Origin of the sequence: Paenibacillus sp. MB22_1, assembly GCF_047200555.1 — a bacterium.
Classification (GTDB): domain Bacteria; phylum Bacillota; class Bacilli; order Paenibacillales; family Paenibacillaceae; genus Fontibacillus; species Fontibacillus phoenicis.
In genome coordinates, this window is the sequence record NZ_JBLADV010000002.1 from 1241485 (window position 1) to 1259541 (window position 18057).

Sequence of the window (18057 nt, forward strand, 5' to 3'; positions counted from 1 at the left end):
GGTTGCTTAACCCCCTATTACAACCGGACACGCGGGTCGGCGATATGGTACAGCAAGTCCGATAACAACGTCCCGATCACAGTCAAGATCGCAATCAGCATCGTAAATCCCATCAATAACGGATAATCCCGAACAGAAAAAGAGGACATATACAACTGCCCAATCCCCGGCCAGTTAAAGATTTTCTCAATGATCAACGAACCGCCAAACAACGCAGGCAGCTCAAAGCCCACCAGCGTAATCGCCGGAAGCAACGCGTTTCGCAGCGCATGGCGGTACAGCACCTTGCTTTCCTTCAACCCTTTGGCGCGGGCCGTTCGGATATAATCCTGTTTAATCACGTCGATCATGTTGGTCCGGAAGTAACGGGTCAGCGAACCGACGCCCAAAATGGTCATTACGATCACCGGCAGGGTCATATGGTGAATAACCTCTTTTACGTAAGCAAATCCAGTGGCACTGCTCCCCGTTGTGATCATCCCGCCCGGCGGCAGCCATTTCAAATCGACCGCGAGAATCTTGATCAGGAATAGTCCGATAAAAAAAGACGGCAGCGACATCGCGGCAAAGATCAGCACCAGCACAAGTGTATCGAACCAGGAATACTGCTTGTAAGCCGAGATGACGCCAACGATCACGGCAATAAACCAGGTAAAGAACGTCGATACCGCCGCCAGCAGGAACGAGTTCCAGATATAGTCGTTAAACAACGCCAGCACCGGCTTCTGCTGGGCTAACGAATAGCCAAAGTCGCCGTGAAAAGCATTCTTCATCCATATGAAGTACCGTTCCAGCACCGGCTTGTTCAAGCCGTAGATCTCCCGCAGCTCGGCCTTGCGCTCCGGCGTCAGCTTGATGTTCCCGCTGATGAAGTCGCCGGGCGTCAGCGCGTACAGGCAAAAGATCAGCAGCGAGGCCGCCAGCAAAATCGCCGCCATATAAATCAATCGTTTGGTGATATAGGCGCTCATCGCGTCGCACTCCTTAGACAAGCCATCCCCTCGCATGCAGGGCACACGAGGGGAGCGGCTGATTTTTCAAAGATTCAGATTCTATTCCAACGTCCAGTTTGGCAAGCTGGAGGACAGGCCGGTAAACGGACTGACCGTCAGGTTTTGAATGCGGCCGTTATAGGCGTATACGGTCTTCTTGTAGTTCGTGAAGATAATCGGCAATTCGTCGTTCAGCAGCTGGAACAGCTCCTTATAAGTGGCTTTACGTTGTTCGATGTCGCTGGTGCTCAGCGCTTTGTCGTACAACTCTTTGACCTTCGGGTTGTCATAACCTTTGATCTCTCCATCCACGAATTGCAGTACGCCGTCGGACGGGTCAGCAAGCATTGGAGTAGAGAAGGAAGCCATATCGTAGTCGCCGCCTTCGACCTTGGAGACCAGCGCGTTAAAGTCCGCGAACACCTCCGGCTGGAAGTTTACGCCGATCGCAGCGAAGTTCTCCGTCGCTACAGCAATAAAGACGTCGGTTTGGGCGTTCTTGGAACCAAGGTAATGGATGGTCAGCTTCTGACCGTCCTTCTCACGGATGCCGTCTGCCCCTTTCACCCAACCGGCTTCGTCCAGCAGTTGATTGGCTTTGTCCGGATCATAGGCATATTGGTTGATGCCTTCTTCCGTGTAAGCCCAGGAAATTGGTGAAGCTGGAATGTTGGCGACTTGCCCTGCGCCTTGGTTCGCTTCCACGTAAATGCTTTGACGATCCAATCCATACGTCAGCGCCTGTCTAACTTTCTTATCCTTCAAAGCTTCATGTTCGAGATTTAATTGCAGATAACCATAAGTGCTTGGGGTATACGGCAAAATATTGACGAAGCCCATGCTTTTCAGCTTATCGATGTTCTCGGTCGTGGCGCTGAAGGAAGCGTAGTCCACTTCACCTGTCTCCAGATACTGCCATGTGTCACCTTCAGAGGTTTTATAGATAAACTTCTCGGTTTTTGGCTTACCCGCATAGTAGTAAGGGTTGGCGACATAACGCACCTCTTGCCCCGGAATGAACTTCTCCAGGATATAAGGGCCGTTGCCGACCGGCTTCTCGTGCAGCTTCTTAATGTAATCGAGCTGGCCGAACTTGTAGTCCTTGCCGTAATAAGCTTTGGACAGGATATCGCCGCCAAGCAGCACCAGGGCGGTCGCATTTGGCTGCTCCAGCGTCACCGAGATGGTCTGCGGATCTTTCACGGTAATGCCGGAAATGCTGTCCGCCTTCCCTTCCTTATAAGCTTCACCGCCAACGATATGCAGCGTTGGGATTTGGGAGTCCCCGTCGTAAGCTTTGTCATGCAGCAACGTCCAGGTAAAGGCCACATCGTCTGCAGTCATTGGCGAACCGTCGCTGAACTTCAAGTCCTTACGCAGATGGTACGTATACGTCAGCTGATCATCGGAAACCTCCCAGCTTTCGGCGAGGCCCGGGGTCGGCAGCCCATTGTCATCCACCGTTACCAGCGGCGTAAATAATAGCGACGATACATTGCCGTCATATCCGCTCTGCTGGAAGTACGGCGTAAACGCACCGCTCGGGTCGGTTAAGCCAACGATAATCGTATCGGTGCGCTCTTTGGCTATCGCTGGAAGCTTGGACATATCGCTGGCCGGAATGAACTGCAGCGCGCCTCCTGCTTCTGCGCCTGCGTTGTTCGCACCAGCCTCGCTTTGGCCATTACCCGCCTGAGCCGATGTCGAATCCGCTCCCTGCGCAGTATTGTTGCCCCCGTCCCCGCCGCAGGCCGTCAGTACCAAAGCCCCGGACAACAATAAGGTCAGAAGCGCAGTCACTCGTTTTTTCTTCATTTGCATGATTTTCTCCCTCCGAATTGTCTTTTTTCAGGTGGAACCTTACAATAGACATTAATTCCGATAAGTTAAGTAGAGTTTTAACGCTCCTATTATACGATCGGGATGCGGTTCTGTAAATAGAGAACTTAATATTTTTTCTTTATTCAGAGAATTTAATATTTATGCCACAAAAAAAAGACCCCGCCCCCGTTCACACGGTGCGGAATCCTTATGACTGCCATGGCTGGCACTGATTTAGTTGACGATATAATCGACCAATTTCCGGTGCATCACATCCAGCATTTCCGGACGCAAGCTGTATTCGGATATCGTTTCCCCATCGATATGGGCACGGATAAAGCCGCCGCTGCGAAGCTTGGACACATGATCATGCGTAATCCCCTTGGAAATCTGCAAGTGACGGACGATCTCCGTAAATGTTCGGGGACCGCCGCTCAAATAACGCAAAATTTTCAGTCGGCTCTGCTCGGCGAGCGCCCGGAGCATCCGGTATTCATGGGGAGGAAAATCCGTTTCGTCGTCCAGATAGAATCGCGCCGAATAATGACACTGCGTGATCCGGCCAAAGTGATAAATGATATTCATCGGCTGAAAATGATAGTGCGGCACAAGAACCAGCTTCTCCAGCCCTTCCTTTGGCATAAACGTTAATCCGTTCGTCGTCTCCTCGATAAACGCCGACAACTCGGTTTGGTTGGCCAGCTCCGCCGTACGCGCCTGAGCTTCGGAACGCAGCCCGCCGATCACTTCCGGCTCCAGCTTACGGAAATATTGCTCATGCCAGCTGGACAACACGGTCAAGGTACGGGAGCGGAATTGCCCCATATCCTTCGGAAATTGCTGACTGTACTCGGCGATCAGCTCATACAGATCTCCCGGCGTCTTCTTCTCCAGCCACGCCAGAAACTCCTCAGGCGACGCCCCGTCCGGGCACAAGTAAGCAAGCAAATACGTGGTTTTCCAGTCGCTGTCCACTTCCATTTCGCTGAGAAGGGAGCTCAAATCCGGCGTAATTTGTTTTAACGTATCCTTCACCCATGCCGGGCTCAGGTCGATTTTCTTATGTGATTTGCGGCATATCATCGTATGTAGGCTGCTAAGCAGCTCGTACCGGGGTTCAAAGGTAACCTCCACACGGTAATCCAATATTCCACTCCCCTTTCTCACCCCCTATTATAACGCGCTTTCCCCCAGTTCAGGAAAAACAAGATTTTTCCGCCAAAAAAAGAACCTGAGGTTCTCACCTCAAGCTCTCTGTTTAACTCACGGTGCGCGGCCGCTCCAGTCGGCTGATGCCGGGGATATGCAACGTAGCCCACTCCGGCTGCAGATGGTCGATATTTGCCACAACCACGGTCATATCATCGTGAATGACGTTCTTCTGATACCGGATGACGGACTCCAGCAGACAATCGGCAATCTCCTGCGGATCCTCGGCCTGGATCTCCTGGATCAGCCGCTTGATCCACAGCTCCTTGTTGACCGCGGGGCCCGGCGCATCATAGATACCGTCCGTCATCATGATCAGCGTATCTCCCGGATAGAGCTGAACGGACACCAGATCGACCTCGATATCCTGGATGATGCCGATCGGCAGGTTGCTGGCCGTCACCGGGATCACCTCCTGACCTCGCTTGATGAAGCTAGGTGAGGAACCGATCTTCATAAACGTCGTCCGCGCCGTATATTGATCAATCAGCGCCATATCCACCGTCGCGTACACCTCATCGGGCGAACGCAGCATCAGAATCGAGTTCACCGATTTAATCGCCAGCGTCTCCTCCATGCCGGATTGCAACAGCTGTTCGAGGATGTTCAGCGCCGTACTGCTCTCGAGCCGCGCCCGCTCCCCGTTGCCCATCCCGTCGCTGATCGCCACAGCAAACGTGCCGTTGCCCAGCTCCTTGGCACTGAAGCTGTCGCCCGAGAGCATGTCTCCGCCTTTGGCGGTGCCAGCGACCCCGGTCGTAATCTCAAACGCTTTCGCCGAGCCGAAGGTGACGGTCGCCAGGCCTTCTTTTCCTCCATGATGGACTTCATTCATTACAGCGATATGCTCTCCGAGGATATCTGACAGCAGCGGAGCAATAATCTTCCGGCATTCATCGAAACCGCGGGTGTACGCATGTACGATTTCGATCTCTACGTTTCCGTGGTCCAGACTCACAATGTCGATGCTATGAATGGACAAGCCCATTTTCTCCAGCGCTTCGCGGATTTGCTCCTCCTGCTTATACATGGCTTGTCCTTCGCGTTGGATCTCTCGGGCCAAATCCTCCATCACCTGCGAGACCCCCGAGAGCTGTTCGGCCACCAACTGGCGGCTGTCGTAGATTTGCCGTTTCCAATGCAGATCATGCTGATACAGATCGTACTCGTGTTTCATAATATCCAGCACCTGGTCGGTCTTCGCGCACATCTTCAACCATCTTGCCGGCAACTCGTCCGCAGTAATGTCCGGCTTCTCCTCGATCGCGGTCATCATTTCTGTCATCAGCTTATACGTTTGATAGAATCGTCCGTCCCAGCACGTATTCTTGCGGAAGCAGGTAGCGCAAGCGCCCTGGGTCACCGCATTCATAAAATGGTCGATCTCCTCGCCGCGCTTAGCGATTTCCCCGGTGCTGGACACTTGTCCGAAGCTTCGCGCCAGCTGCTTGAAGACTTGGGAGAACTGCGCCACCCGGCCAGCCGTAATATCGCGTACCCGTTTGGCGTACTCATGCTGGGTTTTGGCATGCTCCTGCGTACCGGGTACGTATTTGGCAATAATTTGGACCATCTTTTTGGGGGTCAGCAGGAAGAGCAGAACTGCGGTGCAGCTCTCCCAAGTGGAGGACATCACATCCGCCGGGCCGGCGATATAGATGGACAGAATGGACGAACCGAGCAACATGCCGAATCCGACCGCCCATTTGCGCCCTTCCCGAAGCATCCCGGCCAGCATCCCAGAGAACGCCAGCAAGCTCATTTGATACAAGGCCGACGTATCTGCAAGGCTGAGGATCAATCCGGTGATCACGCCAACCGAAGCTCCCAAAGGTGCACCGCCTGCCAAGGCGAACAGCAGGATCAGGTACCTCGACAGCACGTGCTCGGCCGATAACCCTTGAATCTCCCACCCGACCGTTCCGGTCATCACTGAAGCCAGCAGGATCACGAGGCATAAAATTTCCTCGCCGCGCAGCTGGTAATGCTTCTTCCGGTAGGTAAACACCGGGACCGCCTGAATGAAGACAAGCGTCAATACGAAGCTGAGCAGTGCATCCATCACGGTCATCGCGAGTGCGTACCAAGTCAGGGAAGGGCCAATCACCGCCCCGAACATCCCAACGAAGAACGTACTCGTAAACACCATAATCGGCGCATAGGAGAGATCTGCCCGTTCAAAAGACTCCAGCCCCTTTTGCAGCAAAGCGAAGATCAAAAGCTCCACGGCGATTTCCATGGCATGAAGATGCGCACCCGGCGTCAGCAGCGCTCCGCAGACCATCGCCGCCCCTGCGAACCACGCGATATCCCGCCGCATAAATCGAATCACCGCAAAGAAAGCGACGGCAAAAGGAGCCAGCTCATCCAAGATCGTCGCCCGGCCCAGCAGGAAGCTCATCGCAAGAAGCAGTCCGGTCCACTTGTTGACCGCGAACAGCCGCCCAGCCCGCTGGATGATTGGCTGGCCCAGCAGCATATTCCGCAACGCTCCCTTGTCCCATGCCTTCGCCTTTCTCATCCCTGGAAACAGGGTGACATTCCACTTATTCAACATCCTGGCACCGCCTTTTCCAAATTAGTAAGGTATGTCCCATTATAGGAGGCTAGAACCGGAAAGTTTGTCAGATACCGGAGCCGGCGCAAAAGAAATTTCCGACAAATTGAGAGGGAACGCCGACACCGCGCGAATACAGGCCCCCCATAGCGATGAGCCGCATCAGGGGTTTCTATGTTCGCATGGGGAATCACGGGCTTGTTCTGCGAACAACGGCCATTTGAACGCACTCCTCGTAAAAAACCGTAAGAACCTGTCGGCAAAAAGCCCAGAGGCGACAAAACATGCTTTATCGCATAGGCAAAAGTCAACTTGTGAAGATTGGAGCGCGAAACAAAACAAAAAACCGCAGGCGAGCGATTCGCCTACGGTGGGTTTGATTAATTAAGTTTTCAGGGATTACATTCGTTTGGCTCCGCGACCTCCGCGTTTGCCTTCCGTATTCTTCTTCAACGAAGAAATGCGCTCCTCGCTGTCCTTCAGGAAACGAGAAACTTTGTCTTCGAATGAGGATTTGCTGGCTGGGGGCTTGAAAGAGCGTCCTCCCCGGTCCCGGTTAAATCCGCCGCCAGGACGGTCTCCGCCGATTGGCCGGTCCGTTCTCGGTGCACGAGGCGGTCTGGCTTCGGCCGGTTTGTCAACAGCCTGCTTGATGGAAAGTCCGATCTTGCCGTCCTTATCGACATTGATTACCTTTACGGTAACCATATCGCCGATCTTCAGATGATCGTTAACGTCTTTCACGTAATTGTCGGCGATCTCCGAAATATGAACGAGACCCGTGACACCTCCTGACAGATCCACAAATGCTCCGAAATGCGTGATGCCTGTCACTTTTCCTTCTAACTTGGTGCCCACTTCAATTGCCATAAAATAAAATGATCCTCCCTTAAAAATATACAGCCAGGCCTCGAAATCTTGACTGCGGTGATTTGATTATACCGAATGACTGAAACAAGGTCAACAGACGGATGTCCCGTCAACCCGCATGGGGTCAGTCATTTCCGGCTTCGGACTCGGATACCCGGACAGGGATTTCACCCGGTTTGTACAGACCATATTTCTTCATGGCAATTTGTCCAATGTATTCGGGGTCATTCAAACGGTCAATCTCATATTTGAGCTGGTTCAAGCTCTGCTCACTGGCTGCCTTGGCGGCTTGCCGTTCCGCCAGCTCTAGCGATTTGCTGCCGATCTCCCCGGCTTGAGAAATGAACGTATATCCGGCCCAGCTTAAAAACAGGACCATAAATCCCATCCAGATCCGCAGCCTGCGCTTAGCGAAAGCAGATCCGTTTCCGGAGGATGAAGTTTTGTTCGATGGTTTCGGATTTGTCGACACTTCGCGCACCAGGGCACCTCCCAGCCTTATTCTTTGTAGAACCAGCGTAATAGACGCAAAACACGCTCTCGCCACACAGCCGCCCAACGCCGAATCTTGTCCACCCCCTGCGGAATCCGAAGCCTTGTCCATATAGGTGTAAGCACCCATACGAGCAGCTTCCAGATCGGCAACAAGGTGATCCGGCCTAGGAACAGCAGCACAATCCAAACGAATCCGAGCAGAACACGGATCATTTTGACCAGCCATTGTAACGGAGCGATGATGAAAATCTCAATCGTTCGTACGATAAAATGATAAATTTTGTTAGCTATCCTCATTAACATTAACACAAAACGCTCGGTGAGAACACTAAGGAACAAAAAATAAATCCAAATACCTAGAAAAAGTCCTAAAAAAACATAGAACCTTAGTTCCCCCTGGTTGCTGTGATACAACGTGCGGAAGACGAATAAGGCGGCAGCCAACCAGTAGAGCAAATCGAGGGCATGGACACTCCAGCGGGGAAACCGGAGCTGTCCCGAGACGACGCGATAGCTGTCAAAGGCGATGCCCATGATCCCCCCGGATGCCAGCATCCAGAGCAGGGTCGCCCATTGTGTCTCCAAATTCATCGGAACAGCTTGCCGAGCAGGCCCTTACTGGACGAATTGGACCCCGGATCCAAATACGAAAGCGAGTTTACCGTACCTTCGATGCTGACCAGTCCCTGCTCCAGGTTCAGGTTTTTGATATGTAAATTATGCCCTCGGATCGTCATCGCACCAAGTTCGGTTTGAAGCAAAAACTCCTCGCTGTCGAAGCTTTCCACATTGAGGACCCCCGTAATGTCCAACAGCTTGCGATTTAGCAAATGCAGCTCCTGATGCTTGGCTTTATTTGGTTCGACCATGGCATGTACCCCTCCTTCTTATCCCTAGCTTATGGACGAAAAATCGTCTTTAGAACAAGTTCCTTCCGGCCTTTCACGTGATCTTCTTTACTGTCTCGAGAAATCGCTTTCAACTACGATGGAAAGGAAGAGATTGACATTTGTCGGAGGCGAACCCGAATGCGTCAAGAATTTCCGAATCAACCCGATTCCGATCAAAAATATCGCATGGAGACCGACGCGCTAGGCCCCAAAGCGATCCCGGCAGAAGTCTATTACGGCATTCATACGGCGCGGGCGATGGAGAATTTTTCGGTCAGCGGGCGTCCAGCCCATCCCCGGCTGATCGAAGCGATCGCCGTGGTCAAGAAAGCGGCGGCGCGGGTCAATGGCAAGCTGGGCCTAATCCCGGCTGAGGTCGCGGAAGCGATTGAATGGGCGTGCGACAAGATTGCCGAGGGCGCCTTGGTCGATCAATTCGTGGTTGATGCCCTGCAGGGCGGCGCGGGCACGTCCACGCATATGAACGTCAACGAGGTGATCGCCAATTTAGCGATTAAACGGCTGGGAGGGACAAAAGGCGACTACCAGCTTGTCCATCCGTTGGACCACGTCAACCGATGTCAATCGACCAACGACGTGTACCCCACCGCGCTTCGAATCGCGGCGATCCGGCTGCTGCGCCCGCTCAGCGACGCTTATGCCTCCCTGCAGGAGGCGCTGCAGGAGAAGGAGCGGGAATTCGCGGATGTGCTGAAGCTCGGACGCACGCAGCTGATGGACGCCCTGCCGATGATGGCCGGCCAGGGCTTTGGCGCTTCCGCCAAGGCGGTCGCCCGCGACCGGTGGCGGCTGTACAAAGCCGAGGAGCGGCTGCGCGAGATTCATCTCGGCGGCACGGCGATCGGCACCGGGTTGGACGCGCCCCGGGCTTACATCTTCCAGGTCACCGACACGCTGCAGGAGTTGACCGGGCTGGGCTTAGCGCGCAGCGAATTTCCGATGGACGGGACGCAGAACATGGACGTCTTCGTCGAGGTGTCCGGGCTGCTGAAAGCGGCAGCCGTGACGTTGTTCAAGATCGCCGGCGACCTGCGGTTGCTGGCGTCCGGCCCCGCCGGGGGCATCGGCGAATACACGCTGCCCGCCGTCCAGGCCGGCTCGTCGATCATGCCGGGGAAGGTGAACCCCGTCATGGCGGAAATGGCCGGCCAAGCGGCCATGCGGGTGATCGCGAACGATGCCGCGATCACTTGGGCCGCCGCCGGCGGCCAGCTCGAACTGAACGCGTACGGCCCGCTGATCGCCGATTCCCTGCTGGAATCGCTGGAGATTCTGGGGCGGGCCGTTCCGCTGTTCGAGCAGCGCTGCATTCGCGGCATCGCCGTCAACGAGGGCGTATGCCGCGAGCATCTGCGGCGTTCCACCGTGCTGGCCGCCGCGCTGGTCCCGCATCTCGGCTACGAGGCGGCCGCCGAGATTGCCGGGATCGCCCGGCGCGAGGGGCTGTCGGTGGAGCAGGTCGCTGTGAGCGGCGGCTGGCTGACCGCCGAACGCGCTGCCGCCATCCTGAATCCGCTGCAGGTCACGAAGCCGGGCATCCCCGGCGAATAGAGGGGGAATGGTTAGATGAGTCTGAACGCAACGCCGCGCGGGGAGCGGACGCATATCGCCGTCTTCGGCCGGACGAATGTGGGGAAGTCCAGCGTGGTGAACGCTTTAACGGGGCAGGAGATTGCCGTCGTCTCGCCGGTGAGGGGGACAACCACCGACCCGGTGTACAAAGCGATGGAACTGCTGCCGCTGGGACCAGTGGTGCTGATTGATACCGCCGGGCTGGACGACGAAGGCGAGCTTGGCGAGCAGCGCAAGCAGAAAACGCGGGAGCTGATCCACCGCGCCGACCTCGCCTTGTTGGTGATTGATGCGTTGGCGGGTCCCGATGATTTTTATCGGGAGCTGTTGGCCGAACTGAAGCAACGGAAGATCCCTGTCGTAGGCGTGGTGAATAAAGTCGACGCGCTGTTGGATACGGACGCGAGGGCGGCTGTACTTGCCGAGGTGAAGGCCCAGCTTGCCCTGGAATGCGTGGCATTCAGCGCTTTGGACGGGAGCGGCGTGCCGGAGCTGAAGCGGGCCATCGTCGCGGCGCTTCCGCACGAGGAGGAGCGCTTCCGGCTCGTCGGCGACCTCGTGGCGCCGGGCGATCTGGTCGTGCTGGTCGTGCCGATCGACAAAGCCGCGCCCAAAGGCCGGCTGATCCTGCCGCAGCAGCAGACGATCCGCGACCTGCTCGAGAGCGACGCCATCGCCGTTGTGACGAAGGAGCACGAGCTCCGGGCCACGCTGGATCGGCTCGGGACGAAGCCGCGGCTCGTCATCACCGACTCGCAGGTCTTCCTTAAGGTCGCCGCCGATACGCCGCGGGACGTGCCGCTGACCTCGTTCTCCATCCTGTTCGCCCGCCATAAAGGCGACCTAAATGAGCTCGTCCGAGGCGCGCGGGCCGTGGAGAACCTGCAGGACGGCGACCGCGTGCTGATCGCGGAAGCCTGCACGCACCATCAGCAGTCCGACGACATCGGCACCGTCAAAATCCCCCGCTGGCTGCGCCAAACCACGGGCAAGCAGCTGCAGATCGAGCACGTCTCCGGCTACAGCTACCCGCCGAACCTGTCCCGCTACGCGCTGATCGTGCATTGCGGCGCCTGCATGCTCAACCGCCGCGCCATGCTGCACCGCCTCGGCGAAGCCAAAGCGGCCGGCGTCCCGATCGTCAACTACGGCGTGCTAATCGCCTACCTTCACGGCGTGTTCCCTCGCGCGATCGAGCTCTTCCCCTCCGCCATGATGGCGTGGGATGAGGCGGCTCGGGGGTCTCAGTCGCAGTGAGAGAAACTCGGCTCCTGTGATCTGATCGGCTCCGGTGATGGCTGTTGAGGCAAAACGAACCTCTAACGCTTGCCAGCAACGCTATTGGGCCCAAAATGGGGACTTTCAAAATGTAACGCTTATGAGAGAGCTTATTTTCCTGTTTCGCACCCGAAACGAGGCCATTTGATGCCAATAAGCTCGCTGACAAGTGTTAGAATTGAAATCCCCCTCATTTGGCCCAAATAAGCGCTCTGACAAGCGTTAGCCGCACGCCGGAGTCCGCAGGCGAAAGCAAGAGAAATAGTTACTCCAAAAGCAAGGTGTGCAGGAGCTTTAAACGTCGCAGGTGTGTTAGGGCAGTTGGGAGTAGTTAGAGTAGTTAGAGTAGTTAGAGTTAGCAGAAGTTAGGTGCAGTTAAGGTAGTTTGAGTAGTTAAGCACATTTAAGCGCAGTTAAGCACAGTAGTAACTTTCGCGTCGGCAGCGTCAATAGTGACAACAGTGACACTCACGGATCAACAACATTAGCGTCAGCAATAGATACTGAAAGAGCACAATAGTAGTGTCAGCAGAGATTGGCAAAACAAAAACAGTAGCAAACAGCACGGACATTGGTGGAATAACAACAGTAACTAACAGTACGGACACTCGCTGAGTAACAACATTAGCGACAGCAGGGACACTCGCTGAGTAACAACACTAGAGACAGCAGAGACACTAGAGGAGCAACCACGGCGAAACGAACCTCTAACGCTTGCCAGCAACGCTATTGGGCCCAAAATGGGGATTTTCAAAATGTAACGCTTATGAGAGAGCTTATTTTCCTGTTTCGCACCCAAAACGAGGCCATTTGATGCCAATAAGCTCGCTGACAAGCGTTAGAAATGAAATCCCCCTCATTTGGCCCAAATAAGCACTCTGGCAAGCGTTAGCCGGAGTCCGTAGGCGAAATAATGGGTTAGCCACACGCCGCACGCCGGAGTCCGCAGGCGAAATAAAGCACTAGCCGGGGGTTGAGCGCAGTAAGTGTACCCTGTACCGTGGCAAGCGGAATGGAGTTGGCAACTGGGCGAGATGCCGAATAATCAGCATATTGGCGCCAAAAAAACCTTCAACGCCAACCGCTAAGGTGGCATTGAAGGTTTTTGATTTCCGCGGGCCCCGGGCTAGAAGTACAAATCCCGCTCGCCTTCCTTGAGACGCTGCAGGCGGTTGATCGTCGCATCGCGGGCGGAGGTTTTGGGGATGCGGCGGAGATTGTTTTTGATCAGCGTGGCTCCCATCTCCCGGGCTTCGTCATCCCCGTAGTCCAGCAAATACTCCTGCAAAGTGAGCAGAGCGTTGGGATGACAGATGTTATGGATCTGGCCCGATTTGGCCAGCCGCATGAAACGGTCGCCCGTCCGCCCCTCCCGGTAACAAGCGGTGCAGTAGCTCGGTATATACCCGTCCCGGCACAGCGACTTGATCATCTCCAGCGGCGAACGGTGGTCACCTACCTCGAACTGGGCGGTATCGCTGCTTGAGATCGCTTGGCCCTCTCTGCCGTACGTGTTGGTATAACCGCCAACGCCGGTGCACGAGCCTGCGCTGATCTGGGAGATCCCCAGCTTGATGACCTCGTCGCGGAATTTCGAGTCCTCACGGGTGGACAGAATCATGCCGGCATAAGGCACCGCGAGCCGTAACACGGCCACGATCTTCTTAAATTCATGATCGTTCACGAGATACGGGAAGCTGTTCAGATCCACGCCGTCCGCCGCCCGCAAGCGAGGGACGGAAACCGTGTGTGGCCCGCAGCCATACGTCGCTTCCAGATGCTCGGCATGCATCAGCATGGCGATCGTCTCGTATTTGTGATCATACAGCCCGTACAACACCCCCACGCCAACGTCGTCGATGCCGGCTTGCATCGCGCGGTCCATCGCCGTCGTATGCCAGTCGTAATCGCGTTTTGGCCCTTTGGGGTGCATGCGGCTGTAGGTCGGGCGGTGGTACGTCTCCTGGAACAGGATATACGTGCCGATCCCGACGCTCGCCAGCTTGCGGTAATCCTCCACCGTCGTCGCTGCGATATTGACGTTAATCCGGCGAATGCTTCCGTTGTCGACCTTCACGGAGTAGATCGTTTCAATGCATTCAAGAATGTAATCGATCGGGCAATGCTCCGGATCCTCCCCGGCCTCCAGTGCCAGCCGCTTATGCCCCAGTTGCTGCAGCACCTCGACTTCTCGGATCAGCTCCTCCCGGTTCAACCGCCGCCGAACCATGCCCCTATTCGACAGCTTATAGCCGCAATACTCGCAGTTATTGACGCAATAGTTGCTGACATATAAAGGAGCAAACAAGACGATCCGATTCCCGTAAATGCGTTCCTTCACCTCGCGTGCCGCATGGTAAATCTCCTCCAGCAATACATCGTCCTCCACGTTCAATAGGACGGCGGCTTCCTCCGCACTGATGCCTTTGGCGGTCCGGGCACGCTCCAGAATCGCCAGCACTTTTTTACGGTCGCGGGCTAGCCGCGACCCGTAAGCGAGCGCTGACACAATGGTCTCATCCCGGATGAAGTCCGCTGCCTGTTTTTGCTCTGACCTGCTCATCCCCATCCCTCCCTGTAAGATGCCAAAATGACTTCTGAACCCCTTCGAGACTGTATGGACAAAAGCAACTTAACACTTAACGCTCAACGATGAACACTCAATACTCAACACTCAACACTCAATACTCAACACTCAACGCTCAACACTCAACGCTCAAAGCGCAACACCGATACCCGACACGCAACGGCAAAAAGCTAATAACGAGAGCGCACCAAATAATGTGTGTGCAAATACTTATGGCTCTTATGGCTGTTCGGCTTCTCCAAAAACTCGCGATAAATTTGCTGGATATACGGGTTCTTGTGCGATTTCCGAACCGTAGACGCTTCGTCCTCGTCATAAATCGCCTTGGCTCGGGCAGCCTTCACGTCGAGGGTATCCCGCAGGCTCGCACCCACGATCGGCTGCCCGCCGCCGCAGATACAACCGCCCGGACAAGCCATCACTTCAATAAACTCGTATTGGCGCTGACCGGACTGAATCATCGACATCAGCTTACGCGCGTTGCCGAGCCCGTGAACCACCGCCGTGCGGATCATCCGGCCGTCCGGCAGCTCCACCGTCGTCTCCTTCATGCCGTCCATTCCGCGTACTGCGGTATATTCCACCGTCTCCAGCTCTTCGCCGGCGACGAGCTCGAATACCGTGCGTAGCGCCGCTTCGGCCACCCCGCCGGTCGCGCCGAAGATCACGCCGGCCCCCGAAGCTTCGCCAAACGGGTTGTCGAACGTCTCGCCCTTCAAGTTCACAAAATCGATCCCCGCCTCTTTGATCATCCGCGCAAGCTCCCGGGTCGTCAGCACGTAATCGACGTCCGGTAACGACTCGTGAGCCAGCTCCTCGCGCTGTGCCTCAAACTTCTTCGCCGTACACGGCATAATCGACACCACCACAATGTTCCCCGGATCGATCCCCATCGTTTGGGCGAAATAGCTCTTGATCATCGCCCCTTCCATCTCATGCGGCGATTTGCAGCTCGACAGATTCTCCATCATATCCGGGAAGAAATGCTCCACAAACTTCACCCAGCCCGGACAACAGGAGGTCATCAGCGGCAAGTTCTCCCCAGTGGCCAAGCGATGCACCAGCTCGGTGCCCTCCTCCATAATCGTTAAGTCGGCGGCAAAATCGGTATCAAACACCTTGTTGAAGCCAAGCCGGCGCAACGCGGCGACCATCTTGCCCGTCACCCGCGTCCCGATCGGCATCCCGAACTCCTCGCCCAAGGCGACGCGCACCGCCGGAGCCGTCTGCACAACGACGAATTTATGCGGGTCAGCGATTGCCTGCCACACGTCGCCCACATTCTCCCGCTCCTGCAGCGCGCCAACCGGACAAGCCATGATGCACTGCCCGCAGTTAACGCAGACCGATTCGCCGATCGGCCGCCCCAAAGCCGGCCCAATCACCGTGTTGAATCCGCGGTTCATGAACCCGATGGCCCCCACAGTCTGCACCTCGCTGCACACGGAGACGCACCGGCCGCACAGCAGGCATTTTGAAGTGTCGCGCACGATCGACGGCGACGAGATATCAACCGTCGACCGCGCCTTGCCTCCCGCATATCGCACATCGCGCACCCCAATTTGATTCGCCACCTCCTGCAGCTCGCAGGTTCCGCTGCGCAGGCAGGTGAGACATTCCCGATGGTGATCCGACAGAATCAGCTCAACCGTCGTTTTGCGGGCTTTCCGCACCCGCGGCGTATTCGTCCGAATCCGCATGCCGTCCTCGGCCACCAGCGTGCACGAAGCGATCAGGCGGGGGCCCGACTCCACCAAGCAGACGCGGCAGCTGGACGGGTGGTTCATGCCCTGCAGATGGCAAAGGGTAGGAATGTGAATGCCTAGTCCGCGGGCAGCCTGGAGCACCGTTGTTCCCTTCGGCACTTCCGTTTCCATATCGTCAATCCATAAATTCACCGTATCCATGCTCGAACTCTCCCCCCTTCAGCTCTTATAGATCGCTTCAAATTTGCAGCTGTCGAAGCAAATTCCGCATTTGATGCACAGCTGCGGATCGATGACATGCGGCTCTTTCATCTCGCCCGAGATCGCTTCCGCCGGGCACTTCCGGGCACAAAGGGTACAGCCGCGGCATTTCTCCGGATCGATCGTGTACGTAATCAGCGAGCGGCAAACGCCGGCAGGACATTTCTTGTCGACCACATGGGCGATATATTCCTCGCGAAAATACTTCAGCGTGGACAGCACCGGATTCGGCGCCGTCTGGCCGAGCCCGCACAGCGAAGCCGCCTTAATTTGCTCAGATAGTTCCTCCAACGCTTCCAGGTCCTCCATCGTTCCTTTGCCTTCCGTGATTTTCTCCAAAATCTCCAGCAGGCGTTTGGTCCCGATCCGGCAAGGCGCGCATTTCCCGCACGATTCGTCACGCGTAAAGTCGAGGTAATACCGGGCCACGTCGACCATACACGTCTCTTCGTCCATCACGAGCATGCCGCCCGAGCCCATCATCGACCCCAAGCTGAGCAGCGTATCGTAATCGATCGGCCGATCGAGATGCTCGCTCGTTAAGCAGCCGCCGGACGGCCCCCCGGTCTGCACCGCTTTAAACGCCTTGCCGCCGGGAATCCCGCCGCCGATTTCGTAGATCACATCGCGCAGCGTAATCCCCATCGGCACCTCCACCAGCCCGGTGTTGACGACTTTGCCGCCCAAGGCGAAGACCTTGGTGCCTTTGCTTTTTTCCTTCCCGATGCTCGCATACCACGAAGCGCCCTCGAGCATAATGATCGGCACGTTAGCCAGCGTCTCCACATTGTTGATCACCGTCGGCTGCCCCCATAACCCGCTGACGGCCGGGAACGGCGGTTTCGGGTTCGGCATGCCGCGCTTGCCTTCGACGGAGTTCATCAGCGCGGTCTCTTCCCCGCAGACAAACGCCCCAGCTCCCAGCCGGACGCTGATATCAAAGGAGAAGCCGCTGCCAAACAAATCCTCGCCCAGCAGCCCGTAATCCCGGGCCTGCTTAATCGCCGCCTGCACCCGGCGCACGGCGATCGGATATTCCGCCCGTACGTAGATGAAGCCGTGATTCGCTCCGATGGCGTAGCCGGCGATCGCCATGCCTTCCAGTACAGAGTGCGGATCGCCCTCCAGGATCGAGCGGTCCATAAACGCGCCCGGGTCGCCCTCGTCGGCGTTGCAAATCATGTATTTTGGCCCCGTCTGCTGCTTCGCCGCCGTCTCCCACTTAATACCGGTCGGGAACCCGCCGCCCCCGCGTCCGCGAAGGCCTGCTTCCTTCACCTCGGCGACAACCTGCGCCGGCTCCATCGTCGTCAGGACCTTATGCAACGCTTTATACCCATTCATGGCGATATATTCGTCAATGTCCTCCGGATCGATCGTCCCGCAGTTACGCAGCGCGATCCGTTGCTGTTTGCGGAAGAAGTCGACCTCATGCAGCGGCTTGATCCGCCCGTCCTTCTCCAGCGACTGTCGGTAGACGAGGCGATCGACGATTTTGCCCTGAAGCAGGTGCTTGTCGACGATCTCCGCTACGTCCTTCACCTTCACCCGGTTGTAGAATACCTCCTCCGGGTAAATGATCACGACCGGCCCCAGCTCGCACAGTCCAAAGCAGCCCGTCCGGACAATCTCGATTTTGTCCTGAATCCCTTGGCTGGCCACCGCTTGCTCAAAGGCTTCCGCAATGAACATCGAGTCCGAAGAGGTACAGCCTGTGCCGCCGCAAATCATGACAGAACGCTCGGCAACGCCCCCTTCAACAGCCTCGACCTTGCCCAGCTTACGGCGGACCAGCCGG

13 protein-coding genes are annotated in these 18057 nt (G+C 56.2%); 2 read left to right on the forward strand and 11 right to left on the reverse strand.

Going from position 1 to position 18057, the window contains the following annotated elements:
* Window positions 1-17: 17 nt before the first annotated feature.
* From ACL02P_RS17645 to yabP, 8 genes are all read right to left on the reverse strand, one after another.
* Window positions 18-971: an ABC transporter permease gene (locus ACL02P_RS17645; RefSeq protein WP_009226321.1), complete on the reverse strand. Its 954-nt coding sequence runs from the start codon at window positions 969-971 to the stop codon at window positions 18-20.
* Between the two features lie 81 nt (window positions 972-1052).
* On the reverse strand, window positions 1053-2807 hold the full coding sequence (locus tag ACL02P_RS17650) for an ABC transporter substrate-binding protein (RefSeq protein WP_036646187.1): 1755 nt from the start codon (window positions 2805-2807) through the stop codon (window positions 1053-1055).
* A 240-nt stretch (window positions 2808-3047) separates the two neighbouring features.
* Window positions 3048-3959, reverse strand: a complete 912-nt coding sequence (locus tag ACL02P_RS17655) for a winged helix-turn-helix domain-containing protein (protein WP_323078432.1) — start codon at window positions 3957-3959, stop codon at window positions 3048-3050.
* 112 nt (window positions 3960-4071) lie between these two features.
* A complete protein-coding gene (gene spoIIE, locus ACL02P_RS17660; protein ID WP_339300863.1) occupies window positions 4072-6579 on the reverse strand; it encodes a stage II sporulation protein E in 2508 nt (835 codons plus the stop codon).
* Window positions 6580-6978: 399 nt separating this feature from the next.
* On the reverse strand, window positions 6979-7449 hold the full coding sequence (locus ACL02P_RS17665; protein ID WP_009226325.1) for a S1 domain-containing RNA-binding protein: 471 nt from the start codon (window positions 7447-7449) through the stop codon (window positions 6979-6981).
* 124 nt (window positions 7450-7573) lie between these two features.
* Window positions 7574-7930 (reverse strand): FtsB family cell division protein, encoded by a 357-nt coding sequence (locus tag ACL02P_RS17670; protein WP_260071766.1) that lies wholly within the window; start codon window positions 7928-7930, stop codon window positions 7574-7576.
* 17 nt (window positions 7931-7947) lie between these two features.
* Window positions 7948-8535, reverse strand: a complete 588-nt coding sequence (gene yabQ / locus ACL02P_RS17675; protein WP_260071765.1) for a spore cortex biosynthesis protein YabQ — start codon at window positions 8533-8535, stop codon at window positions 7948-7950.
* Entirely contained in the window at window positions 8532-8813 is a 282-nt protein-coding gene (yabP, locus tag ACL02P_RS17680) for a sporulation protein YabP (RefSeq protein WP_009226328.1), read from the reverse strand. Before yabP ends, yabQ begins: the two co-directional genes overlap by 4 nt.
* 159 nt (window positions 8814-8972) lie before the next feature.
* Here yabP and ACL02P_RS17685 point away from each other — a divergent pair, with 159 nt between their 5' ends.
* Together ACL02P_RS17685 and hydF are read left to right on the forward strand one after the other, a co-directional pair.
* Window positions 8973-10406 (forward strand): aspartate ammonia-lyase, encoded by a 1434-nt coding sequence (locus ACL02P_RS17685; protein WP_412837797.1) that lies wholly within the window; start codon window positions 8973-8975, stop codon window positions 10404-10406.
* Between the two features lie 15 nt (window positions 10407-10421).
* Window positions 10422-11684 carry a [FeFe] hydrogenase H-cluster maturation GTPase HydF gene (gene hydF, locus ACL02P_RS17690; RefSeq protein WP_323078426.1) on the forward strand — a complete coding sequence of 421 codons (1263 nt, stop codon included), beginning with the start codon at window positions 10422-10424 and terminating at the stop codon, window positions 11682-11684.
* 1147 nt (window positions 11685-12831) lie between these two features.
* On the opposite strand, the gene hydG is transcribed toward hydF, so the two are convergent.
* The 3 genes from hydG to nuoF form a co-directional block, all read right to left on the reverse strand.
* Window positions 12832-14268: a [FeFe] hydrogenase H-cluster radical SAM maturase HydG gene (gene hydG / locus ACL02P_RS17695; RefSeq protein ID WP_412837798.1), complete on the reverse strand. Its 1437-nt coding sequence runs from the start codon at window positions 14266-14268 to the stop codon at window positions 12832-12834.
* A 194-nt stretch (window positions 14269-14462) separates the two neighbouring features.
* On the reverse strand, window positions 14463-16199 hold the full coding sequence (locus ACL02P_RS17700; protein ID WP_412837799.1) for an NADH-dependent [FeFe] hydrogenase, group A6: 1737 nt from the start codon (window positions 16197-16199) through the stop codon (window positions 14463-14465).
* A gap of 18 nt (window positions 16200-16217) precedes the next feature.
* Complete coding sequence (gene nuoF / locus ACL02P_RS17705; RefSeq protein ID WP_412838260.1) at window positions 16218-17990, reverse strand: NADH-quinone oxidoreductase subunit NuoF; 1773 nt, start codon at window positions 17988-17990, stop codon at window positions 16218-16220.
* Window positions 17991-18057 lie beyond the last annotated feature (67 nt).